We start from the raw sequence: 23,284 nt of genomic DNA, 5'->3' as shown, positions 1-23,284 counted from the left end.
AGTCATTTCGATCCAAGGAATTTTTCGTCCATGCCGAACTGCGAAACAGGCGGAGCAATCGCGCCGCTCTAGCCGTTATCTAAAGAGGCGTGATCGATGCGCCGACCGATTGAGACTGCACCCAGGGACGGAGAAGACATCTGGGTGGAAGATGCGACCGGGGTCGTTGACGTCGCTCGCTGGTCGCCTCAAGCAGGCAAATGGGTCTCCAAAGACGGCGCTCCAATCGACGCTGAGCCGACCCATTGGTATCCCGAAACTGAGGACATTGACCCAGACGGCGGACCATTGGGCAATCCGCTCGCAGCGGCTCTCATTTTGCTTCCTGCGATCCTGATTGGAGCGGCTTTACTGGGTGTGTTCGACACTTTCGGCGCACGAGCGATTCCGGAAAGGACGCAAATCGGCGGCGAGAATGCCCTCAGCTCCGACCAACGGCCGGAAATAGGGGCGGGGTCGCAAGCGCTCCTGCAGCGCGAAGCGAGCGGAGCCCTGACGTACACGGTGCCGGCGGGCATGGTGCAGCCTGAGCCATGGCCCGATCGAGATGCTTTGCACAGTAATGCGCGCGCCAGTGAACTGGACGGGGCGCGCAAGGAACTTGAGGAGGCGGTCCAGCACGCCCACGCCGCAAAGATTACGGCGGACGAGTTGCGGCAGTCGCTGCAACAGCAGCAGGCGCGCAACGCTGCGCTCGCGAACGAAGTTGCTGAGTTCCGCCGCGAGATCGATGCCCGCGACGCAGGATCGCGGAAGGCGGAGGATGTGGCCGCGCAGCAGAGAGAGGCGGCGCAGCGGGAGATCGCGGAACTAGAGCAGTCTCTGCAGCGCGAGCGGGAAAATAGCGCCGTCCGCGCAAGGCAGGTGAACGCCGCACAGGCAGCAGCAGCGAGCGCTGAGCAGGAACGCCACGAGACGCAGTTGCGCGCCGCCGCGCTCGCGAGCGAACTCGCCGGAATGCCGCGCCGCTTGGTTATGACGGAAGCTGCGACCCCGGAGCAAAGCCAGGCGGCGGGGCCGGAGATTGCCGAACTGCGGCAGTCCCTGCAGCAAGAGCGGGAAAAGAATGCCGTTCTCGTCACGGAAGCCAAAGCAGCGCAGGCAGCAGCTGCCGATGCCGATCAACAACGCCGCGCTCTCGAAGCGGCTCAGGCGCACGCCGCTGCGCTGGAGAGCGAACTTGCCGAAGTGCGCCGGGAGATCGAAACCCGCAACGTGCAATTGCGCGAGGCCGAAAATGCGACCTTGCAGCAGAAACAGGCCGCGAAACGAGAGATCAGTGAACTGCGGCAGACGCTGAAACAGGAACTGAGCAAAACCGAGGCCAGGGAGACAGATCTTGCACCGGGGTGGCGCTCCACCCATGAGCGCGTCCTCGCCGAGCAAGCAAATGACGCCCCGGTCTTGCCGGCGACGCGGAGCGTGGAAGTGGCGGAGCCACCGACCGCCGCGGTCCAGAACGAGGCGGAGGCCCGTTTGATCCCGCGTGCCAGGGCGCTGCTCGATCAGGGAAATATTGGTGCAGCACGCATTGTACTCGAGCTCGCGGCTGAGAAAGACATTGCGCAAGCGAGTTTCATGCTCGCCGAGACCTACGATCCGGCGGTTCTATCCGCCTGGGGTACTTATGGAACTCGCGGCGAAGCGGCCAAGGCGCGCGAACTCTACGCGAAGGCACACAGGGGCGGGATTCGCGAAGCGAAGGAACGGCTGGATGCGTTGCGACCATGAGAATGGGCTTCTTGCAGTCCGAGAGAACGAAAGCCTGCGATGGCTGAGCCGGAAGGGAACGACATGAACAAGGCGCCAAAGTCACGCTCGTTGCTCCTGCTTACCTGGTTGGTGCCGGTCGCCATGATGCTTCAAACGGCCTGCTTGGAAGCGCAAACGGCGAGAAATGCCAAGGCCGATGCACAGCTCGTCCGACGGCCGCTTCCGAACGAGAACGAAAAGGACCGGATGAACGCCTGGACGGTCGGGCTCGCCGGAGGCCTGCTCGAGGGCGCGCCGATCCGCCTCGCCGCAGAAATGGCTCGCGTCGTCGACGACGGAGCAGACCTGCATCTCCTGCCGATCGTCACCCGGGGGGCCACCGACAATCTGAATGCGCTGCTCTATTTGCGCGGCGTCGACACAGCCATCATCAATTCCGACGCGCTCGAGGAGTATAAGATCCAGGCACCGCAGATCCGAAGCCGCATCACCTATCTGCTCAATCTCTTCCCATCCGAGCTGCACATTTTTGTGCGGCCTGAAATCACAAGCCTGCAGGATCTTGTCGGCAAGAAGGTGAACTTCAACACCCTGGGAACTGCGGCCGCCTATTCAGGACCACTGATCTTCAGCCGTCTCGGGATCGATGTCGAAAAGACATTCATCCCGCATCAGCTTGCCCTGGAACAGATGCGCAAAGGCGAAATGTCGGCCGTGGTGTTCATCACATCGAAACCCGTCGACGCCTTCGTAAAGGGCCGCTGGGAGGCTGGATTCAAGTTCCTCCCGATCCGTTACGACAAGATGTTCGAGGACTATTATCTGCCCGCGACCTTGGACGCCAATGAGTATCCTAATCTGATCAAGCAGGGTGAGCGGGTCTCGACCATCGCGGTCCCGACAGCGCTTGTCGCTTTCAACTGGCCGCCAGGCTCCAATCGCTACCAACGCGTGGCTCGCCTTGTCGAGTACCTGTTCTCGCGCATCGACCGCCTGCAGGCACCAGGCTTCGATCCGAAATGGCAGTCGATCAATCTTGCGGCATCCGTCCCGGGTCTCACCCGCTTCCAAGCCGCGCAGGAATGGCTGGATCGCAAAGCGCGCAGCGTACAGGCGAGGCCATGAAGACTGCCGCTCCTCCGCTCGCTGTCGCCTTCAACGTCGCCTGCGGTATCGCCTACGCGCAAAGCACGAGCGATCCCATGGAAACACTTAGGGCTTGTTCGGCGATGGAGGGACAAGCCCGGCTGGAATGCCTGCAAGACTTATCGCGCAAGATTCCACCGTCCAGTCGGGGCAGCCGGGATGCTGGCTGGATCGTCAGCGAGACGACTTCGCCAGTCGATTATCTGCCGGTCGTCACCGCCACCGCCACTTCTGTCGGCAGCTCGGATGGCGCCGCGATGCAGCTCGCAATCCACTGCCGCAGAGGCCGCACGGAAGTCATAGTCGCCGGACCGGCGCTGTCACGCAGCGCCAACGAATACGTCATCTCCTTTCGGCTGAATGCGGATACGCCAATGCAACTCGCAGCAGCGTCGCCGTCATTCGGCTCCGGCGTCGCCTTCGGGGGCGACGTCGTAAAGCTGTTAAGCTCACTGCCCGACGACGGTCACATCGTTGTGAGCCTTTTCACCCGCACTGGCCCGGCGCAGGACGGACAATTCCTGCTCAGCGGATTCGAAAACGTGCGCAAGAAAATGGCGGCTGCATGCAAATGGCCACATGCCGTCGCAAGACCGGGTAGGTGATGGTCAGGAATTGGGAGACACGAGATGATCAATCCAAGATTGGTGATGGCAGTCATCGGCGGCTTGACGATGCTGCTTCTGGTCGGACCAGGCGCGCAGGCGCAGCAGGACACCCAGTGGATCCCGCAGGCGCGCGAGAAGAGCCAGGCGAGCAACCCGAAGCATCCGGGTGGACAGAAGCAGGTGAGCAAGCCGCGGCAGAACCACGCGATCAGGCAGGATCCTCCGAACAACACGAAGATGGCTCAGGCTACGAAGACCGAGAGTGCGAAAAAGCCGCACCGGCTGGTGCTGCAGGTCAATTCCAACGAACCTGCGATGATGAACCTCACGCTCAACAATGCGAGCAACGTCGCGCAATACTATCGCGATCTCGGTGAACCAGTGTCGATCGAGGTCGTCACCTTTGGTCCAGGCCTTCACATGCTGCGCGATGACACCTCGCCGGTAAAGCCGCGCATCGAGGTGCTCGCGATGAGCCATCCCGAAATCTCCTTTAAAGCCTGTGGCAACACGCAGGAAAACATGCGCAAGGCGGAGAACAAGGACATAAACCTGATTCCACAGGCCACGATCGTCAAATCCGGCGTCGTCCGCGTCATGGAGCTGCAGGAGCAGGGCTGGAGCTACGTCAAACCGTGAGATCCGGCGGCAAACCGGAGAGGGCGTGCGTTCGCGGGCTGTGGATTTGGGAGGCCAACCCTAAAACTGATACCGCCTCAGTCCCCCGTCCACCGGGATCACCGTGCCCGTGATGTAGCGCGCCACCGGCGAGGCCAGAAACACCGCGAGTGCGGCCAGATCCTCCGGTTCGCCCCAATAGCCGACCGGGATTTCCTCTTCCGCAAAGCGCTCGCGATAATCAGGCGCGTAGTTGCGGCGGATCTGCTCGCTCATGATGCGGCCGGGCGGGATGCAGTTGATGGTGATGCCGTGCTCGCCGATCTCGCGGGACAGGCCCTTGGCCCAGGCGTGCACGGCGGCCTTGGCGGCGAACGCCGCGTTGAGCCCTTCCGGCTCGGACTTGCCGGTGATGTTGACGATGCGGCCCCATTTGCGTTCGATCATCTGCGGCAGCAGCGCATGCGCGATGCGGCGGTAGCTGGTGAAGTTCAGCGCGATCGCCTCGTCCCATTTGCTGTCGGGGGCATCGACCGGCAGGGGGCGGCTGCCGCCGGCATTGTTGATGAGGATGTCGACATGGCCGAGCTCCTTCAACGCAAAGGCTGCGATCCGCTCCGCCGCGTCCTTGGCCATGACGTCCTGCTCGAACGGCGTGATCAGCCCGGAGCCTTCCTCCTTCACCAGCTCGGCGAGAAGATCGGTGCGCCGCGCCACGCCGACGACACGCACGCCCTCGGCGGCGAGGCCCTTGGCGATGGCCCGGCCGATGCCGATGCTCGCGCCGGTGACGACAGCGGTTTTCGATTTGAGCCCGAGGTCCATGGTCACACGCTCTCTTGTCTGGTTCTTGCTTATTGCTGTTCGTTTCCTGCCCGTCCCGCGGGCCTTGCGAATTGCCTGAGCGGGACGAGCAGTGGTAACCAAGAGCGACGTTGAAGGAAACACGAAAAAGAAAAAGGCGTTGAGCGATGGTCTGGGATCCGCAGCAATATCTGAAATTCTCCGGCCACCGGCTCCGGCCCGCCGTAGACCTCTTGATGCGGATTCCGGATTTTGGCCCGCGCGAGATTGTCGATCTCGGCGCGGGCGCCGGCAACGTGACGAAACTGATCAGGGAGCGCTGGCCAGAGGCGAGCGTGACCGGCGTCGAGGGCTCGGCCGAGATGGTTGCCGCCGGCCGCAAGGCGGCGCCGGACGTGGAATGGTCGCATGAAGACCTTGGGCATTGGAGTCCGGCGAAGCAATATGATTTGGTCTATTCCAATGCCGCACTGCACTGGCTGCCCGATCATAAGGCGCTGTTTCCATCGGTCATGGCGAAGGTGAAGCCCGGCGGCATGCTTGCGGTGCAGATGCCGCGCAACTTTCTGGCGCCGTCGCATGTGCTGATCGGTGAGACCGCGCTCGATGGTCCGTGGCGATCCAAGGTCGAGCATCTCGTGACGCCGCCGCCGGTGGAGGGGCCGGCTTTCTATCACGATCTTCTTGCGCCGATGTCGGCCAGCATCGACATCTGGGAGACCGAATATCTGCAGGTCCTCGAAGGCGAGAACCCCGTCAAGGAATGGACCAAGGGGACCTGGCTGACGCGCTATCTCGACGTGCTCGCAGGCGAGGAGAAGATCGCATTTGAAGCTGCCTATGGCGCGCGGGTTGCGAAGGCCTATCCGAAGAATGCGGCGGGGCAGACCCTGTTTCCGTTCCGCCGCCTCTTCATGGTTGTGCAGCGGAAGAGCTGATGCACTGCCGCAATGCGACATAAGGGCTCGTTCCCAACCACGGAAGCAACTGCCGGGTTGCGTAGACAGCGCTCGTCAAGATAGCTTGGCTGCGGCAAATTGGGCTTAGGTCTAGTTGTTCGGCCTGCGGATTGCTGCCACTACTGACCTGCAAAACAAAAAGCACCCGGCTTGTCTGGGGTTGTTAGGGAGGCTTCATGCGTAAACTGCTTCTTGCGGTCGCGGCGGCTGCGCTGATTCTGGCCCCTGCCGCTGCGCAGGCCCAAACTCCAATCGTCATCAAGTTCAGCCACGTCGTCGCCAACGACACCCCGAAGGGGAAGGGCGCGCTGAAGTTCAAGGAGCTCGCCGAGAAATATACCGACGGCAAGGTCAAGGTCGAAATCTACCCGAACTCCACGCTCTACAAGGACAAGGAGGAGATCGAGGCGCTGCAGCTCGGCTCGGTGCAGATGCTCGCGCCCTCGACCGCGAAATTCGCGCCGCTCGGCATCAAGGAGTTCGAGGCGCTCGACTTGCCCTGGCTGTTCAAGGACGATGCGACCTATTCCAACGCGATGAAGGGCACGGTCGGCAAGTGGCTGTTCCAGAAGCTCGAGGCCAAGGGCATCACCGGGCTGGCTTATTGGGACAACGGCTTCCACATGCTCTCCGCCAACCGTCCTCTGGTGAAGCCGACCGATTTTCAGGGCTTGAAGGTCCGCATCTCCGGATCGAAGGTCGCGGACCAGTATTTCCGCCTGCTCGGGACGATCCCACAGATCATGGCGTTCTCCGAAGTCTACCAAGCGCTCCAGACCGGCGTGGTCGACGGCTGCGAGAACACCGCTTCCAACTATCTGACGCAGAAATTCTACGAGGTGCAGAAGGACATCACCGTGTCCTATCACGCCCATCTGCAATATGCCGTCATCGTCAATGCGAAGTTCTGGTCGGGCCTGCCGCCCGACATCCGCACCCAACTCGACAAGGCGATGGCGGACGCGACCGACTACACCAACTCGATCGCGCGGCAGGAAAACGAGGACGCGCTGGCCGAGATCAAGAAGACGGGCAAGACCACGCTGCATTATCTGACTGACGCGGATCGCAAGGCATGGCAGGAAGCGATGCAGCCGACGTATAAATGGGCAAAGGGCCGAGTCGGGCAGGAAGTGCTCGATCTCGTCGCCAAGGAACTCGACGTCAAGATGAACTGACGGCCGCGCCCTGACGAGAGCAACGGCAACGGTCGGGCGTGATCGCACTCCCGGCCGTTTCGCTCTTGAATGGACGAGCCAATGCTGGGGGGACGAAGTTGCTGCGTGTGCTGAATCGTGTGCTCGATCATCTCGAGGAATGGCTGATCGCGACGATGATCGCGGCTGCGACGTCGCTCATCTTCGTCGCCGTGCTGCACCGCTACGGCGCCGGCCTGTCGATCGACATCGCCAAATGGGCGGAAGCCCGTAATCTTTCCTTCCTCGCCGTCCCGGCGCGCGCGGCGTTCGTCTGGCTTGCCGCGCTCGATTTGTCCTGGGCGCAGGAACTCTGCATCTACATGTTCATCTGGATGGCGAAATTCGGCGCCGCCTACGGCGTGCGGACCGGAATCCATGTCGGCGTCGACGTGCTCGTCAACATCCTGCCCGGCGGATCGCGCCGGCGCGTCATCACCTTCGGGCTGTTGTGCGGTGCTCTCTTCACCGCCATCGTCGCCTATTTCGGCGCCGCGTTCGTCGGGCAGATGTGGCAGACCGGCCAGCAGTCCAACGATTTGGAAGCACCGATGTGGATGGTGTATCTCACCATCCCGATCGGCTCCGGCCTGATGTGCTTCCGCTTCCTGCAGGTCGCCTGGTCGTTCCATCGCACCGGAGAGCTGCCGCATCACGACATGGCCGGCGTCGAGGGCGTGGAGGTGGACCCGGTGCATCCGGCCCCGGTCACGCCCAGCCAGGTCGTCCGGGACGAGCGCAGCCCGCTCGGCTGGATTCTGATGCTGCTGCCGGTGCTGATCGTCGCCATCTGCTTCGCTCATTCGGCTCACCTCATCACGCTGCCGCAGGGCTTGCGCGTCTTCATCGTGTTCGCACTGCTGCTCTCGCTGATGTTGACGGGCATGCCGATCTCGATCGCGCTTGGTCTCACCGTGCTCAGCTTCATGTTCACGCTGACCGACGTGCGAACGGAATCGGTGGCTCTGAAGCTGTTCACCGGCATCGAGAACTTCGAGATCATGGCGATCCCGTTCTTCATCCTCGCCGGCAACTTCCTGACTCATGGCGGGGTGGCGCGGCGGATGATCACCTTCGCGACCTCGCTGGTCGGCCATTGGTACGGCGGTCTCGCGCTGTCGGGGGTGGTGGCCTGTGCGCTGTTCGCCGCGATTTCCGGCTCCTCGCCGGCGACCGTGGTGGCGATCGGCTCGGTGATCCTGCCGGCGATGGTCGCACAAGGCTTTCCGAAGAGGTTCGGCGCGGGCGTGATCACGACGTCGGGCTCGCTCGGCATTCTCATCCCGCCGTCGATCCCGATGGTGCTCTACGCCGTCTCCACCAACAGCTCGGTCGGCAAGCTCTTCATCGCCGGCATCATCCCGGGATTGGTCCTGGCCACGCTGCTCGGCGCCACGACATTTTATCGGGCCTGGCGCAACGACTATCCGCGGATGCGCAAGGCAACGTTGTTCGAGCGCTTCGATGCCTTCCGCAAGTCGATCTGGGGCATCCTGCTGATCGTGATCGTGATCGGCGGCATCTACAGCGGCCTGTTCACCCCGACCGAAGCTGCCGCCGTCAGTGCGGTCTACGCCTTCATCGTCGCGGTGTTCATCTACAAGGACCTGAAACTGAGCGACGTGCCGCGGGTGCTGCTGTCGTCGGCAAATCTGTCGGCGATGCTGCTCTACATCATCACCAACGCCGTCTTGTTCTCGTTCCTGATGACCTACGAGAACGTGCCGCAAGCGCTGGCGCAATGGATGATCGACCAGGGCTTGGGGTGGATCGGCTTCCTGCTCCTCGTCAACCTGCTGCTGCTGCTGGCCGGCAACGTGATGGAGCCATCCTCGATCATCCTGATCATGGCCCCGATCCTGTTTCCGGTCGCGATCAAGCTCGGCATCGATCCGATCCATTTCGGCATCCTGATGACGGTCAACATGGAGGTCGGCCTGTGCCATCCGCCTGTCGGCCTCAACCTCTACGTCGCCTCGGGCATCGCCAAGATGGGCATCACCGAGCTCACCGTCGCGGTGTGGCCATGGCTGCTGACGATGCTGGGATTCCTGGTGGTGGTGACGTATTGGCCCGGCCTGTCGCTGTGGCTGCCGCGCTTGCTGGGGATGTAGCGGCGCGAGCGATGGACGCGCCCCTTGTGGGAGAGGGTGGCTTCACGAAGCGAAGCCGGGTGAGGGGGCTCTCTCCTCACGACCAGTCTTGCCAATGGAAAGAACCCCTCATCCGGCGCCCCGCACCACCTTCTCCCACAAGGGGAGAAGGGAAGAGAACACCGTCCCGGGAGGAGCGAGCATGACTGAACCCAGCAGCGAGCCGAAGGACGCGAGCGCGTCCGTCATCACGCAGCAAGCGGCGATGCTCACCGCGCTGCCGTTTTCCGACACGCGGGATTTCGACGATGCCGCGCGCGGCTTCCTTGGCACGATCGAGGATGCGGCGATCACGAACCCGCAGGGGCGGACGGTCTGGAGCCTTGCGCCCTATGGCTTCCTGGCGGACGAACAGGCGCCGCCCACGGTCAATCCGAGCCTGTGGCGGCAGTCGCGTCTCAACATGCAGCACGGCCTGTTCGAGGTCGTGCCCGGTGTCTACCAGGTGCGCGGGCTCGACATCGCCAACATGACGCTGATCGAGGGCGACAGCGGCGTCATCGTCGTCGACACGCTGACCTCGATCGAGGGGGCACGGGCCGCGCTCGATCTCTACTTTAGGCATCGCGGCCTGAAGCCGGTCGCCGCCGTCATGTTCACCCACACCCACACCGACCACTGGGGCGGCGCGCGCGGCGTGCTGGAGGAGGACGCGCTCGCCACCGGCCGTGTGCCGATCATCGCGCCGAACCTGTTCATGGAGCACGCGGTGTCCGAGAACATCATCGCAGGCCCCGCGATGCTGCGGCGGGCGCAGTACCAGTTCGGGCCGCTGCTCGCCAAGGGGCCGCGGGGTCAGGTCGATTGCGGGCTCGGCAAGTCGATGGCGGCAGGCTCGGTCGCGCTGCTGCGCCCGACCGATTTGATCATGGCGACCGGCGACAGGCGCGTCATCGACGGCGTCGAATTCGAATTCCAGATGGCCCCGAACAGCGAAGCGCCGGCGGAGATGCACTTCTTCATCCCGCGCTACAGGGTGTTGAACCTCGCCGAGAACTGCACGCACAATTTCCATAATCTGCTGCCGTTCCGCGGTGCCGACGTGCGCGACGCGCTGGCCTGGTCGAAGTACCTCAACGAGGCTTTGCAGCTCTGGGACGGTAAGGCGGAAGCGATGTGCGGCCAGCATCACTGGCCGGTATGGGGAGCTGAGCGCATCGGCGCGATGATCCGGCAGCAGCGCGATCTCTACAAATTCGCGCATGACCAGACCATCCGCCTGATGAATCACGGCCTCACCGCGGCCGAGATCGCCGAGACGATCCAGTTGCCGGAGAGCCTGGAGGGCGCCTGGCACGGCCGCGGCTATTACGGCCACATCCGGCATAACGTGAAGGCGATCTACCAGAAATACCTCGGCTGGTACGACGCCAACCCGGTCAATCTCGATCCGCTGCCGCCGGTGGAGTCGGGCAAGAAATACGTCGAGTATATGGGCGGCGCGGATGCGATCCTCGCGCGGGCGCGTGCCGATTTCGACAAGGGCGAGTTTCGTTTCGTCGCGCAAGTGCTCGGCCATCTCGTCTTCGCCGAGCCGGACAATGCGGCGGCGCGCAGTCTGCTGGCCGACACGCTGGAGCAGCTCGGTTACGCCGCCGAAAGCGCGACCTGGCGCAACGCCTATCTGTTCGGCGCGCAGGAATTGCGCCAGGGCATGCCGAAGGTGCCGGCGCGCCCGCCGATGCCGCGCGAGACGCTGGCGGCGCTGCGCACCTCCCAGCTCTGGGACGTGCTCGGCATCCGCCTCAACGGTCCCAAGGCCGAGGGCAAGCACATCGTGCTGAACTGGAGCTTTTCGGATACCGGCGAGACCTTCGTGCTCAATCTGGAGAACTGCGCGTTGACCTATACCGAGGGCGTGCAGGCGGAGGGCGCCGATGCCAGCTTCACGCTGGCGCGCGCAACGCTCGACGAGGTGATCGCCAAGTTGACGAGCTTTCCGGAAGCGGTCGCCGCCGGCAAGGTGAAGCTGTCGGGCAACCCCATGAAGCTCGCCGAGCTTATGGGCCTGATGGACGAATTCCCAAGGATGTTCGAGATCGTCGAGCCGAAGCGGGCGGTGGTGAGGTAGGGGAGGTCGTGTTGACGCGCTGAGGGCGCGTCACACCCCGCTGTCATCCCCGCGAAGGCGGGGACCCATAACCCCAGGGAGAGGTTTAGGCGCGAGCTGGTCACTCCGAGTCTTCGCCAAACAACGTCCTGTGGTTATCGCGACGAGCGCAAGCGCTCGCGCGGGCGTCCCGGATCTGCGCTGACGCTGTCCGGGACGACAGCTGAGGGTTTGGCAATTACTCCGCGCTGCTCACCAGCTTGATCCGCGGCGCCTTTTCCTCGGCGAGGCTGCGGTAGGCCGCGAGATAGTCCAGTGCCATCCGCCGCGCGGTGAAACGCGTCTCGAACTGCCTGCGGATCGCGGTGCGGTCGAGTTGGGCGAGGCGGCCGACGACGCCGGCTGCGCTGAGCACGTCCTCGACGATGAAGCCGGTCAGCCCCTCGTCGATGATTTCAGGCACCGAGCCACGGTTGAAGGCAACGACCGGCGTTCCGCAGGCCATGGCTTCGATCATCACGAGACCAAACGGCTCCGGCCAGTCGATCGGCAGCAGAAGGCCGAGCGCGCCGCTCAGGAATTCCGACTTCTCGTGATCGCTGATCTCACCGATGAACTCAACCAGCGGATTGTTCTCGATCATCGGCCGGATCAGCTCGTCGTAGTAGTCCTGATCGGCGCGATCGACCTTGGCCGCGATCTTTAGCGGAATGCCGCAATGGGTCGCGATCTTGATGGCGCGGTCGACGCCCTTCTCGGGCGCGATGCGGCCGAGCACGGCGAGGTATTCCTGTTTCGCCGGCTTCGGCGTCAGCAAATTCTCCGGAAGACCGTGATGGATCGTCGTCACCCAGTTCGCCTGCGGCACCGGCCGTCGCTGCGCATTGGAGATCGAGATGACGGGCATCTTGGAGAAGGTGTTGAACACCGGCTGATGCTCCGGCAGGTCGAGCCGGCCGTGCAGCGTGGTCAGGAACGGCGTCGGCTGCCGGTGGAACAACGACCACGGATAATAGTCGAGATGGAAGTGCAGGAAGTCGAACTCCTCGTCGTCACATTTTTGCCGCACACGCTCCAGCAGCACCATGTGCAGTGCATTGGGGTCACGCACGGAACCGTCGAGACGGAGCGCCTTCGGCCACAACGCATCCAGCTTGGCCGAGGTCTGCGAGTCGCCACTGGCGAAAAGCGTCACGTCGTGCCCGAGGGCCACCAGTTCTTCCGTCAACCAATGCACCACCCGCTCGGTGCCGCCATACAGCTTGGGTGGAACAGCCTCCGTCAACGGAGCAACCTGCGCGATGCGCATCTCACCATCTCCTTTGTGCGATCATGATCGTAGAAAGCCCCCGCGTGCCGGCACCGGCAATGCCAGCCAAGGGAACGTTCCCGCACTTGCGAAGTTCCTTCCTCCGAACGTTACTTATTAGACACGTCCGGTTTCGTCGCGATGCTGCCATCACATCTTCGCAGATCGCCCGCATCCGCATGTCGTGATGACGTTGCCCGGGAACCGAGGCGAACTGGTCGATGTTCAGTCGATCAGTAACAAAATGAAGATCAGCAGAACGGGGCGATAGCCATATGGATCAACTTTCTGGATATGCGCGCAGGCCATTTGCCTTTGTCTTGCGCTATCTTCGGATGCGAATGGCATCGCATCTGGTGATCCTGACCGCGGTCGTTGGAGCGGTTGCCTGCTCCGTAGGCACCCAGTATGGGGTCAAATCCCTTGTCGACGCCTTGTCTGCGGGTCCTTCGCAAGGCGGTGGCGTATGGCTGGCATTCATTTTACTCATGTCGCTGATCACCGCCGACAACTTCCTCTGGCGTATCGCGAGCTGGACGGCGAGCTTCACCTTCGTTCGCGTCACGGGTGATTTACGGCGTGACATATTTCGTCATCTGACCGGCCACGCGCCGAGCTACTTCTCGGACCGGATGCCCGGGATGCTGACGAGCCGCATCACGGCGACGTCGAACGCGGTGTTCACGGTCGAGAACATGTTGGTCTGGAACGTGCTGCCGCCCTGCATTGCCACAATTGCGGCAATCGCCTTGATTGGAACCGTCAGTCCTTACATGGCGCTTGGCCTGATCGTGATTGCCGGCGGCATGGTGCTTGCCATGTTCCGTCTCGCCGCCGCCGGCAAGCCGCTGCATGACGACTTCGCCGACAAGGCCGCCGTGGTCGACGGCGAGATGATTGACGTCATCAGCAACATGCCCTTGGTGCGGGCCTTCTGCGGCATCGGCCACGAGCACGAGCGGTTCGACGCCACGGTGAACCGGGAGCTCACCGCTCGCGGCCGCAGCCTGCGTTACCTGGAGAAACTGCGGCTCACGCATGCCGGCGTGACCGTGCTGTTGACGGTGGCGCTGATGGCCTGGGCCATCACCCTCTGGCAGAAGGGCGAGGCGACCACCGGCGACGTGGTGCTGGTTTGCACGCTCGGCCTTTCGATTCTCAATGCGACGCGCGATCTCGCGGTGGCGCTGGTCGACGTCACCCAGCACGTCGCGCGGCTGACCGAGGCGATTGCCACGCTGCTGGTGCCGCACGATCTGCGCGATCACCCCGACGCCGAGCCGCTGGTGAAGAGCGGCGCGGCGATCGCGTTCAACAACGTCACCTTCGGCTATCCCGGGGCTGAGAAGATCTTCGAGCGGTTCAGCCTGCGGCTCCAGCCCGGCCAGCGCGTCGGCCTGGTCGGCCAGTCCGGCGGCGGCAAGTCCACGCTGTTCACGCTGCTGCAGCGATTCTACGATGCCGACGAGGGCAACATCACCATCGACGGCCAGGACATTTCGATGGTCACGCAGCTCAGCCTGCGCGAGGCGATCTCCGTCGTGCCGCAGGACATCTCGCTGTTTCATCGCTCCATCCGCGAGAACATCCGCTACGGCCGCCCGAACGCGACCGACGACGAGGTGCTGCGCGCGGCGATCGCGGCGCGCTGCGATTTCGTCGAGAGCCTGCCCGATGGTCTCGACACCATGGTCGGCGACCGCGGCGTCAAGATGTCCGGCGGCCAGCGCCAGCGCATCGCCATCGCGCGTGCCTTCCTCAAGGACGCGCCAATCCTGCTGCTGGACGAGGCCACTGCGGCACTCGACAGCGAGTCCGAGGAAGCGATCCGCGAGGCGCTGTCGCGCCTTATGCGCGGCCGGACCGTCATCGCGATCGCGCACCGGTTGGCGACGCTGCGCAATTTCGACCGCGTGGTGGTGCTGAAGCATGGTAAGATCATCGAGGACGGCTCGCCGGAGCGTCTGATGCAGGGCCACGGGCCATATCGTGAGCTGGTCACGCGGGAAATGAGCCGGCTCGCGCAAGCCGCCGCGTAAACCCACAGTCGCGTTCTCGAGTCGGTTGCGTTTCGAAACAAGCGCAGGGGAGCAGCTCATGTCGGCCGAAGCCGTAGCCCAATTCGTCTCCGTGACGCGCACCTCCGAACAGGTTGCGGAACAGCCTTTCTACATTCCCATGACCGGGCCGTCCGCCCGGCCGCGGCGGTCCCTGAAGCACGACGACACCTTCATCGTGCTCGACAGCCATGGCGACATCGGCGCCTCCGCCGGCGGGCCGGACGGTCTCTTTCACTACGACACGCGCTATCTGGCGCGGCTGGAGCTCGTGCTCGACGACCTCCAGCCGCTGCTGCTCGGCTCCAACCTGCGCGACGATAATTCGTCGCTCACCGTCGATCTCACCAATCCCGACATCTACCGTCAGGGCCGCCTCGTCTTCCAGAAGGACCTGCTGCACATCGTGCGCACGATCTTCCTGTGGCGCGGCACGGCCTATCAGCGCATCGGCGTGCAGAACCACGGCGACGGGCGGGCCAGTTTCGAGCTGACGCTGCTGTTCGACAACGACTTTGCCGATCTGTTCGAGGTCCGCGGCGAGCGCCGCCCGCGCCGCGGGGCCGGCACGAGCAAATTGCTCGGGCCGACCGACGTGCTGTTCGAATATCGCGGCCTCGACGACACCGAGCGCACCACGGGCCTGCATTTCGACCCGCGTCCGACGCGGCTGTCGGTGAATGCCGCGACCTGGCAGATCGAGCTGGACCCGCACGAGTCCAAATCGCTGTTCGTCGCCGTATCCTGCAACCGGCCGGTCGCGGAGAAGCCCGCACGCTTCTTCAGGGGCCTGCTCGCCCATCGCCGCGAGATGCGCCGGTCCACGATGGGCGCCGCCAGCATCGAGACCTCGAACAACATCTTCAACGAGGTGCTGTGCCAGGCTATGGCCGACCTCAACATGCTGATGACGGAGACGCCGCAGGGGCGTTATCCCTATGCCGGCATTCCCTGGTACTCGACGACGTTCGGCCGAGATGGCCTGATCACCGCCCTCCAGATGCTGTGGGTCGATCCGCGCGTCGCCAAGGGCGTCTTGCGCCGGCTTGCGCATTTCCAGGCCAAGGCGGTGGATCCGCTCGCCGATGCCGCGCCCGGCAAGATCCTGCATGAGATGCGCGGCGGCGAGATGGCGGCGCTGCGCGAGGTGCCGTTCGCGCAATATTATGGCAGCGTCGATTCGACCGCGCTGTTCGTGCTGCTCGCCGGGAGTTATTTCGAACGGACCGGCGACGAGAAGACCTTGATCGAGCTATGGCCGGCGATCGAGGCGGGGCTGGCCTGGATCGACGGTCCCGGAGATCCGGACCAGGACGGCTTCGTCGAATACCAGCGCGCGACCGAGAAGGGGCTCGCCAACCAGGGCTGGAAGGACTCGTACGACGCGATCTTCCATGCCGACGGCCAGCTTGCCGAAGGCAATATCGCGCTCGCCGAAGTCCAGGGCTATGTCTACGCCGCCAAGCAGCTCGCCGCGCGTTGCGCGCTGAGGCTCGGCAAGCCCGACCGTGCGCGCAAGCTCGAGGCCGAAGCCAGGACGCTGGCTGAGCGCTTCGAGGAGGCGTTCTGGTGCGAAGAGCTCAGCAGCTACGCTCTCGCCCTCGACGGCAAGAAGCGGCCCTGCAAGGTGCGGACATCGAACGCCGGCCAGGTGCTGTTCAGCGGCATGATCCGCGAGGACCGTGCCCGCCTCGTCGCCGCCGATTTGATGCGGCCGCATTTCTTCTCGGGTTGGGGCATCCGCACGGTCGCCGTCGGTGAGGTGCGCTACAACCCGATGTCCTATCATGACGGGTCGATCTGGCCGCACGACAACGCGCTGATCGCGCTCGGGCTCGCGCGCTATGGCCTCAAGCATTCGGTCGCGCATGTCTTCAAGGGGCTGTTCGACGCCGCCACCTATATGGACCTGCGCCGGTTGCCCGAATTGTTCTGCGGCTTCCGGCGCGAGAAGCGCCGCGGCCCGACGCTCTATCCGGTCGCCTGCGCGCCGCAGGCCTGGGCCAGCGCGACGCCGTTCACGCTGCTGGAGGCGGCGCTCGGCATCGAGTTCGACGTGGCGCGCAACGAGATTCGCCTGCGCAACCCGCATCTGCCGGCGTTCCTCCACGAGGTGATCCTGCGCGATCTCAGGCTCGGCGGATCCAGCGTCGACCTTCGTGTCAGCCGACACGGCGACGACGTGGCACTGGAAGTCTTGCGCACGCGCGGCCAGATCCAGGTCTCGATCGTGCTGGCGCGCTAGCGGCGCGCAGGGAGAGTGTCATGCGTGCGATCGGAGCGTTGATCCTTGGCATAGCCATCGTCGCGGGCCTGGCGGTGACCACATCGCGCGCCGCAGATGAGCCGCCTGCAGGGCCGAGCGAGGCGAAAGCGCCGACGGCACCGTCGCCGACCTCGGCCGTCCCGGTCACGCCGAAGGACGCCGCGCCGCCGCCGTCTGTGACCATCATCGGCGCGAGCGAAGCCCATGGCGTGCTCGGCCGCGACGTACGCAGCGCCGCGGATGAGGACATGGGCCGCATCGTCGACGTCATCGTCGATCGCGGCGGCCATGTCCGCGCCGCGGCCATCGATTTCGGCGGGTTTCTCGGTGTCGGCAGCCGCAAGATCGTGGTGGACTGGAACGCATTGCGCTTCGGCAAGATTGTCAACAAGAAGGACAGCATCACGCTGGAATTGACCAAGGCGCAGGTCGCAGCCGCGCCGGAATACAAGGAAGACACGCCGATCGTCGTGCTCGGCGCGTCCGGCAGCCTTCAACCGCTGCAAGCGATCCAGTGAGGTGCCGGGAGGGCTGACCGCCTGTGCTGTTGTCGAGGAAGCCGAACCATGCAGATCGTGACGGCCGCGCCGAGCAGGACTACGTCGCCGCGCCAACGGCCGCGGGCATTCCTGCGCCGTCGCGCCAGAGCCTGCGCGGTCTCGACTGGTTCATCTTCTTCCTCGCCGACGTGCAGACCGGATTCGGTCCCTTCATCGCGGTCTATCTGACGACCCAGAAATGGACCCAGGTCGAGATCGGCCTCGTGCTGTCGATCGGCGGCATCGTCGCGTTGATCGGGCAGATGCCCGGCGGGGCGATCATCGATGCCGCGAAATCGGAGCGACTGGTCGCCGCCCTCGCAATCGCGACCATCGGCGCTTGCGCGCTGGCCTATGCCGCGATGCCGATCTTTCCCGTGGTGGTGGCCGCGGCTACCTTGCACGCGGCGGCGAGCTGCGTGCTGGGGCCGGCGATTGCGGCGATCAGCCTTGGCCTCGTTGGCCCGCTCGCGATCGGCGAGCGGCTCGGCCGCAACGCGCGCTTTGCCTCGCTCGGGAGCGGCGTTGCCGCGGCGGTGATGGGCACCGTCGGTTATCTCCTGTCGAGCCGCGCGGTGTTCCTGGTCACCTTCCTGCTCGTGATTCCGACCCTGATCGCGCTCTCGCGCATCCGCGAGCACGAGGTCGACATTGCGCGCTGTCACGGTGAGATGCCGCGCGAGGCGGCCGAGCGTGGCGACACCAATATCTGGCACCTGATCCGGCAGCGGCCGCTCATCATCTTCGCCCTCAGCGTGCTGCTGTTGCAGCTCGCGAACGCCGCGATGATGCCACTGATGGCGAGCGCGGTGACGGCGCGGTCCGCCCAATGGGCGACGGTGCTCGTCGCCTTTTGCATCGTCGTCCCGCAGGCGATCGTGGCGCTGCTGTCGCCGACGGTCGGGCGCAAGGCGCAAGCGTGGGGCCGGCGGCCGCTGCTACTGATCGGATTCGGCGCGCTGACGATTCGCGGCCTGCTGTTTGCGACCGTGCGCGATCCGTATCTGCTGGTCGCGGTGCAGGTGTTCGACGGCCTCACGGCGGCGGTGTTCGCGGTGATGATTCCGCTGATCGTCGCCGATGTCGCCTTCGGCAGCGGCCATTTCAACCTGGCACAGGGCATCGTCGGCACCGCGACCGGCATCGGCGCATCCTTAAGCACCGCGCTCGGAGGCTATGTCAGCGACAAGTTCGGCAATGCGACCGCCTTCATCGGGCTGTCCGGCGTTGCCGCGACCGGGCTCCTGCTGGTTCTTTTCGTGATGCCGGAGACGCGGCGCACGGCATGATTCGCCAGCCAAAGAAAATGGCCGGCCGAAACGCGTTCGGCCGGCCAAGTGGGTAGGGAGGAGGAAGAATAGCGAAGATCAGGCGTCGAGATGTTGCAGGCGCTGGCGGTTGCGCAGCACGATCTGGCGGGCGCCGGAGAAGCCCAGAATGCCCTGGGCGTGAAGCTGCGACAGCGCGCGCGACACGGTTTCGAGGGTGAGGCCGAGATAGTCGCCGATGTCACGGCGGCACATCGGCAGTGCCATCATGCCGGCAACGGCGAGGCGGCGGTCCATTTCGAGCAGGAAGGTCGCAACGCGCTCCATCGCGGTCTTGCGGCCCAGCAGCAGCATGTGGTCCTCGGCATGACGCAGCTCGGAGGCGGTCATCGCCCAGAGCTTGCGGGCGACCTGGACGTCGGTGCCTGCGGCCTTCTCGAGGCTGGCGCGCTTCACGAGGCGCACGGTGGTGTCGATGATGGCTTCGGCAGCAAGGCGGTGAGCGGGGCCGGATTCGAGGCCGAACACGTCGCCGGGAAGATGGAAGGCGCCGATCTGGCGGCGGCCGTCGGACAGGAGCTTGTAGCTGCTCACTGCGCCGGTCACGACCTGGTAGACATATTCGGCCGGCTCGTCTTCGCCGTAGATTTCCTCGTCCTTGCGGTAGGAGAACTCGGTGGCGACGAGGCCGACATGGCCGGTGATGGCGCCGAACTGGTCGGTGACGGGATGGGCGGGGGCGATCTTGCCAACAATCTGGGTGTTGATCGCCTGGGTGTTGAGGGTCTGGGTGAGCATCTGCGCCATCTCCGTTGTGATGACGCTTTGGTACGCGGTATCGGGGGCTTCGAAAATTTCGAGCGATATCTTAAGGGGGTCTACCTACGTAGAATCCCGTAGGTCACGCGCGGGGGCTGTCCTGAATGGCGCGGCGGATGCGCTTGACCAGGTTTTCGTCGAGAAGCGGCTTCAAAACCACGTCTTTGACGCCCGCAGCTGCCGCCCGGGTCGAAATGTTCTCGTCCGGATAGCCGGTAATCAGGATCACGGGCGTGCTGTCGTCGGCCTCGCGCAGGCGGCCTGCCAGCTCGATGCCGTTGATGTCCGGCATCTTGTAGTCGATCACGTAGCAGTCCGCCCCGCGCGAACCGCCGGCGTTGAGCAACGCAGTGCCGCTCCTGAAGGTCCGCACGGCAAAGCCGTCGGTTTCCAGCAGGAAACGCAGAGAGCCCAGGACGGCGGCATCATCGTCGACCACGTAGACAATGGGGAGCGATGAGGACGACGGCCGCTCATAATGTGAACCGACCTCGATCATGCTCCTTGGCTAGCACGGCGCCGGGAAGTAGCCTTGACTTGCCTCAATCCGGCTCGTTCTCAGTCGTTGAGCATGCCGGCTCGCATTGCGAGGCGGACCAGTTCCGACAGGCTGTTGGCTTGCATCTTGGTCATGACGTTGGCGCGGTAGACCTCGATGGTGCGCGGGCTGATGTCGTATTCGCGGGCGATCAGCTTGTTGGACAGGCCCGCGATCAGCCCTTCCATGACCTGGCGTTCCCGGGGGCTCAAGGAGGTGACGCGGGCGGCGATGTCCTGCGTGACGGCCTCGCTCTTGGCGGCGGGCTCGGCCTGGCGGATCGCCGATTCGATCATGGTGGTGAGGCGGTCGTCCTCGAACGGCTTTTCCAGGAAATCGACGGCCCCCAGCTTCATCGCCTCGACCGCGAGGGGCACGTCGCCGTGACCGGTCATGATCAGGATCGGAAACGGGCTTTGCTGCGCCTTCATCCGCTTGAGCAGCTCGATCCCGTCGAGTCCCGGCATGCGCACGTCGGAGACGACGCAGCCGAAGGCGAGGCCGGGCAGGGCGTCGATGAAGCTCTGCGCATTGTCGAACAGCGTGACGCCGAAGCCGGCGGAATCCAGCAGGAAGTTCAGCGAATCCCGCATCGCCGCATCGTCGTCGATGACGTAGATATGTCCCTTGGTGGTCATGAATCGGTTCTCGTCAGTCAGTTCTCGGCGGTCGCCGGCAGGGTGAAGCGGAAGGTCGCGCCGCCCGATGCATTGCTCTCGGCCCACATGCGACCGCCGTGAGCCTCGATGATCGAGCGGCTGATGGACAATCCCACGCCCATGCCGGTTTCCTTGGTGGTGAAGAAGGTCTGAAACAGGTTTGGCATGACGTCGCCCTGGAAGCCGGAACCGGTGTCCGAGACCTCCACCTCGATCATGTCGTCGGCGACACAGGCGTTGGCGACGACGAGCTCGCGGCGCGGCGATTGCGCCATCGCCTCCAGTGCATTGCGGAACAGATTGACCAGCACCTGCTGGATCTGCACCCGGTCGGCGAGGACGAGATCGGCGTCGGGATCGAGGCTGAAGCGGAGCTGCACGCTCTGCTCGCGCGCGCCGGCGAGCCCGAGCGCGCCGGCCTCCTCGATCAGCTTGGACAGGCTCTCGACCCGCTTCTCCGACTCGCCGCGGGAGACGAAGTCGCGCAGGCGCCGGATGATCTGGCCGGCGCGCAAGGCCTGCTCCGCCGCGCGATCCAGCGCGCTTTCGATCTTCGGCGTGTTCACGTCGGTGCTGCCGGCGAGCAGCCGCCGCGATCCCTTCATGTAGTTGCTGATCGCGGCCAGCGGCTGGTTGAGCTCGTGGGCGAGCGCGGAGGCCATTTCGCCCATCGCGGTCAATCGCGAGACGTGGACCAGCTCGGATTGCAATTCCTGGAGCCGGGCCTGGGTCTGCTGGTGCTCGGTGAGGTCGCGGACGAATCCGGTGAAATAGGGCTCGCCGGCGGATTCCATCTCGCCGATCGACAGGTGCATCGGAAAGGTCGTGCCGTCGCGGCGCTTGCCGGTCACGATGCGGCCGATGCCGATGATGTGCGGATCGTTGGTGGAGCGGTAGCGGGCGATGTAGCCGTCGTGGCGGGTGCGATCGGGCTCCGGCATCAGGATGCTGACGTTTTTGCCGATCGCCTCGTGCTCGGACCAGCCGAACAGGCGCTCCGCGGCCGTACTGAAGAGCTGCATGATGCCGTGGCCGTCGATGACGATCATGGCGTCGGGAATGGTCTGGAGGATCGAGCGGAGGTGGGTCTCGCGCGTGCGCAGCGCCTCCTCGACCTGCTTTTCCTCGTCGATGTCGAGAAAGATGCCGCTGAGATGACGCGCGGCGCCGGCTTCGTCCCGAATGAGTCCGGCCCGGGCGCGGATCCATTGCCCGCTGCCCGAGGCATTCGCGACCTTGAACGACACGTCGAAGCTGCCGCCACGCTCGGAAACGCGCTTGATCGCGCTTTCGACCCGTTCTCTGTCCGTCGGTTGAAGCCGCGACAGAAAGAGGTCGTAGCTCGCCGGCTGGTCCAGTTCGACCCCGAGCAGAGCCCTGGCGGTCTCGGACCAGTCCAATTCCCGTGTGGCGAGGTCGAGATCCCAGGTGCCGACGCCAAACCCTTCGATCCGAACGAGAAAACGTTCGCCCCGGCCGTCGTCCTGCGAGTGCGTTACGCGGGTCGGCGACAAATGATGCTCCTCATCCTGATGCGGCGGCTCCGGACGCGGTTACCGCTCCCCTAATGTCGCCTAAGGCCGGGCTGGAGGCAAGTTCTGTCGGCTTGCCGATTGACGGCAAGTCGGGCGCCGGCGCCCTCCTTGATCTATCTCATCCCGATGTCCGGAAGCGGGCGTAACTTTCACCAAAGTTTTTGCACTGGAGAATTCCGATGACATACGCGACGGTGATGGTCAGCCTGGCGCTCGACCAGCCCAACGAAGCGCGTCTTCAGGTCGCGGGCGAGCTCGCCGAGCGATTCGAGGCAGCCATCGTCGGGGTCGCCGCGGCCCAGTTCGCGCCGCCGCTCTATTTCACCGACGGCGCCGAGGCGCAAGCACTGATCGACGAGGGCGAAGCTTCGGTCAAGCGGAGACTGGCTGGCCTCGAGGCGCAATTCCGCGCCGCCACCAAGAATCGCGGCGGTCATGCGGAGTGGCGCAGCGCCATGGACTTTCCGGCGCGATTCGTCCTGGCGCAGGCGCGCTGCGCCGACATCGTGGTCAGCGGCGGGCAGAGCCCGGCCTTCTCCGATGCGTTCGCGCTCGCGAGCCCCAAGGACCTGGTGATGCAGGCCGGCCGTCCGCTTCTCGTCGTCCCCGACCGGGCCAACTGGCTCGACCTGCGCAGCGTGCTGGTGGCGTGGAAGGACACGCCGGAGGCCCGGCGGGCGGTGTCCGACGCGCTGCCGATGCTGCGCAAGGCGAGGGACGTCACCATCACCACAATTCCGGAGCGCGACGACGACCGTTCGGTCGTGATGGCCGGCGTCACCGACGTTGCCGCCTGGCTCGCCCGCCACGGCGTCACCGCGACCGCGCGCATCTACGAAGGCACCCGGAACGAAACCGCCGCCGCACAATTGGAGAAAGTCGCCGGCGACGTCGATGCCGGCCTGATCGTTGCGGGCGCCTATGGCCATTCGAGGTTTCGTGAACTGATCCTGGGAGGCGTCACCCAATATCTGGTCACGCAGACCGCCCGCAGCGTGCTGCTGTCGCACTGACGGCCGGCCGGAATCGAATCGAGGAGGACGCGCC

19 protein-coding genes and 1 pseudogene are annotated in these 23,284 nt (G+C 64.4%); 14 read left to right on the top strand and 6 right to left on the bottom strand.

Annotation, left to right across the window (positions count from 1 at the left end; all coding sequences use genetic code 11):
- Positions 1 to 96: 96 nt before the first annotated feature.
- The 4 genes from AABA86_RS28395 to AABA86_RS28380 are packed head-to-tail and all read left to right on the top strand — an operon-like array spanning position 97 to position 4,106.
- Positions 97 to 1,731 carry a hypothetical protein gene (locus AABA86_RS28395; protein WP_338309169.1) on the top strand — a complete coding sequence of 545 codons (1,635 nt, stop codon included), beginning with the start codon at positions 97 to 99 and terminating at the stop codon, positions 1,729 to 1,731.
- 39 nt (positions 1,732 to 1,770) lie between these two features.
- On the top strand, positions 1,771 to 2,838 hold the full coding sequence (locus tag AABA86_RS28390; RefSeq protein WP_246550178.1) for a TAXI family TRAP transporter solute-binding subunit: 1,068 nt from the start codon (positions 1,771 to 1,773) through the stop codon (positions 2,836 to 2,838).
- Positions 2,835 to 3,464 (top strand): hypothetical protein, encoded by a 630-nt coding sequence (locus tag AABA86_RS28385; protein ID WP_338309167.1) that lies wholly within the window; start codon positions 2,835 to 2,837, stop codon positions 3,462 to 3,464. Before AABA86_RS28390 ends, AABA86_RS28385 begins: the two co-directional genes overlap by 4 nt.
- A gap of 24 nt (positions 3,465 to 3,488) precedes the next feature.
- Positions 3,489 to 4,106, top strand: coding sequence for a DsrE family protein (locus tag AABA86_RS28380; RefSeq protein WP_338309166.1), 618 nt, complete (start codon positions 3,489 to 3,491; stop codon positions 4,104 to 4,106).
- Positions 4,107 to 4,166: 60 nt separating this feature from the next.
- Here the strand turns inward: AABA86_RS28380 and AABA86_RS28375 are convergent, their stop codons facing one another.
- A complete protein-coding gene (locus tag AABA86_RS28375) occupies positions 4,167 to 4,910 on the bottom strand; it encodes an SDR family NAD(P)-dependent oxidoreductase (RefSeq protein WP_212248148.1) in 744 nt (247 codons plus the stop codon).
- A gap of 146 nt (positions 4,911 to 5,056) precedes the next feature.
- Between AABA86_RS28375 and AABA86_RS28370 the strand changes: the two genes are divergently transcribed.
- The 5 genes and pseudogenes from AABA86_RS28370 (at position 5,057) to AABA86_RS28350 (ending at position 11,268) form a co-directional block, all read left to right on the top strand.
- Positions 5,057 to 5,827, top strand: coding sequence for a methyltransferase domain-containing protein (locus tag AABA86_RS28370; protein WP_338309165.1), 771 nt, complete (start codon positions 5,057 to 5,059; stop codon positions 5,825 to 5,827).
- Positions 5,828 to 6,024: 197 nt separating this feature from the next.
- Complete coding sequence (locus AABA86_RS28365; RefSeq protein WP_212247842.1) at positions 6,025 to 7,026, top strand: DctP family TRAP transporter solute-binding subunit; 1,002 nt, start codon at positions 6,025 to 6,027, stop codon at positions 7,024 to 7,026.
- Positions 7,027 to 7,181: 155 nt separating this feature from the next.
- Positions 7,182 to 7,658 (top strand): annotated as a pseudogene (locus AABA86_RS28360) (TRAP transporter small permease); the annotation flags it as partial.
- A gap of 219 nt (positions 7,659 to 7,877) precedes the next feature.
- Positions 7,878 to 9,158 carry a TRAP transporter large permease gene (locus tag AABA86_RS28355; RefSeq protein WP_246550205.1) on the top strand — a complete coding sequence of 427 codons (1,281 nt, stop codon included), beginning with the start codon at positions 7,878 to 7,880 and terminating at the stop codon, positions 9,156 to 9,158.
- Positions 9,159 to 9,339: 181 nt separating this feature from the next.
- On the top strand, positions 9,340 to 11,268 hold the full coding sequence (locus AABA86_RS28350) for an alkyl/aryl-sulfatase (RefSeq protein WP_338309164.1): 1,929 nt from the start codon (positions 9,340 to 9,342) through the stop codon (positions 11,266 to 11,268).
- Positions 11,269 to 11,485: 217 nt separating this feature from the next.
- Here AABA86_RS28350 and AABA86_RS28345 read toward each other — a convergent pair whose 3' ends face one another.
- Positions 11,486 to 12,556 (bottom strand): glycosyltransferase family 4 protein, encoded by a 1,071-nt coding sequence (locus tag AABA86_RS28345; RefSeq protein WP_212247849.1) that lies wholly within the window; start codon positions 12,554 to 12,556, stop codon positions 11,486 to 11,488.
- Positions 12,557 to 12,831: 275 nt separating this feature from the next.
- Between AABA86_RS28345 and AABA86_RS28340 the strand changes: the two genes are divergently transcribed.
- The 4 genes from AABA86_RS28340 to AABA86_RS28325 are packed head-to-tail and all read left to right on the top strand — an operon-like array spanning position 12,832 to position 18,707.
- Positions 12,832 to 14,595, top strand: coding sequence for an ABC transporter ATP-binding protein (locus AABA86_RS28340; RefSeq protein WP_338309162.1), 1,764 nt, complete (start codon positions 12,832 to 12,834; stop codon positions 14,593 to 14,595).
- 58 nt (positions 14,596 to 14,653) lie between these two features.
- Positions 14,654 to 16,858: an amylo-alpha-1,6-glucosidase gene (locus AABA86_RS28335; protein ID WP_338309161.1), complete on the top strand. Its 2,205-nt coding sequence runs from the start codon at positions 14,654 to 14,656 to the stop codon at positions 16,856 to 16,858.
- Positions 16,859 to 16,878: 20 nt separating this feature from the next.
- Positions 16,879 to 17,397 (top strand): PRC-barrel domain-containing protein, encoded by a 519-nt coding sequence (locus AABA86_RS28330; RefSeq protein ID WP_212247853.1) that lies wholly within the window; start codon positions 16,879 to 16,881, stop codon positions 17,395 to 17,397.
- Between the two features lie 23 nt (positions 17,398 to 17,420).
- A complete protein-coding gene (locus AABA86_RS28325; RefSeq protein WP_338309160.1) occupies positions 17,421 to 18,707 on the top strand; it encodes an MFS transporter in 1,287 nt (428 codons plus the stop codon).
- A 78-nt stretch (positions 18,708 to 18,785) separates the two neighbouring features.
- Here the strand turns inward: AABA86_RS28325 and AABA86_RS28320 are convergent, their stop codons facing one another.
- The 4 genes from AABA86_RS28320 to fixL all read right to left on the bottom strand — a co-directional run bounded on the left by AABA86_RS28320 (position 18,786) and on the right by fixL (position 22,216).
- Positions 18,786 to 19,484 (bottom strand): helix-turn-helix domain-containing protein, encoded by a 699-nt coding sequence (locus AABA86_RS28320; RefSeq protein WP_338309159.1) that lies wholly within the window; start codon positions 19,482 to 19,484, stop codon positions 18,786 to 18,788.
- A 103-nt stretch (positions 19,485 to 19,587) separates the two neighbouring features.
- The gene (locus AABA86_RS28315) at positions 19,588 to 20,004 is read right to left on the bottom strand and encodes a response regulator transcription factor (protein ID WP_212247855.1); all 417 of its coding nucleotides are present in this window, start codon (positions 20,002 to 20,004) and stop codon (positions 19,588 to 19,590) included.
- Positions 20,005 to 20,063: 59 nt separating this feature from the next.
- Positions 20,064 to 20,681 carry a response regulator FixJ gene (gene fixJ / locus AABA86_RS28310; RefSeq protein ID WP_212247856.1) on the bottom strand — a complete coding sequence of 206 codons (618 nt, stop codon included), beginning with the start codon at positions 20,679 to 20,681 and terminating at the stop codon, positions 20,064 to 20,066.
- 17 nt (positions 20,682 to 20,698) lie between these two features.
- Entirely contained in the window at positions 20,699 to 22,216 is a 1,518-nt protein-coding gene (fixL, locus tag AABA86_RS28305) for a sensor protein FixL (protein ID WP_338309158.1), read from the bottom strand.
- Positions 22,217 to 22,416: 200 nt separating this feature from the next.
- On the opposite strand from fixL, the gene AABA86_RS28300 reads away from it, so the two are divergent.
- Entirely contained in the window at positions 22,417 to 23,250 is an 834-nt protein-coding gene (locus AABA86_RS28300) for a universal stress protein (RefSeq protein WP_212247859.1), read from the top strand.
- Positions 23,251 to 23,284 lie beyond the last annotated feature (34 nt).

Origin of the sequence: Bradyrhizobium sp. TM233 (assembly GCF_036247965.1) — a bacterium.
Lineage (GTDB): Bacteria > Pseudomonadota > Alphaproteobacteria > Rhizobiales > Xanthobacteraceae > Bradyrhizobium > Bradyrhizobium ottawaense.
The sequence above is the reverse complement of the archived record's forward strand: the minus strand, read 5'-3'. Positions and strand labels throughout refer to the sequence as shown.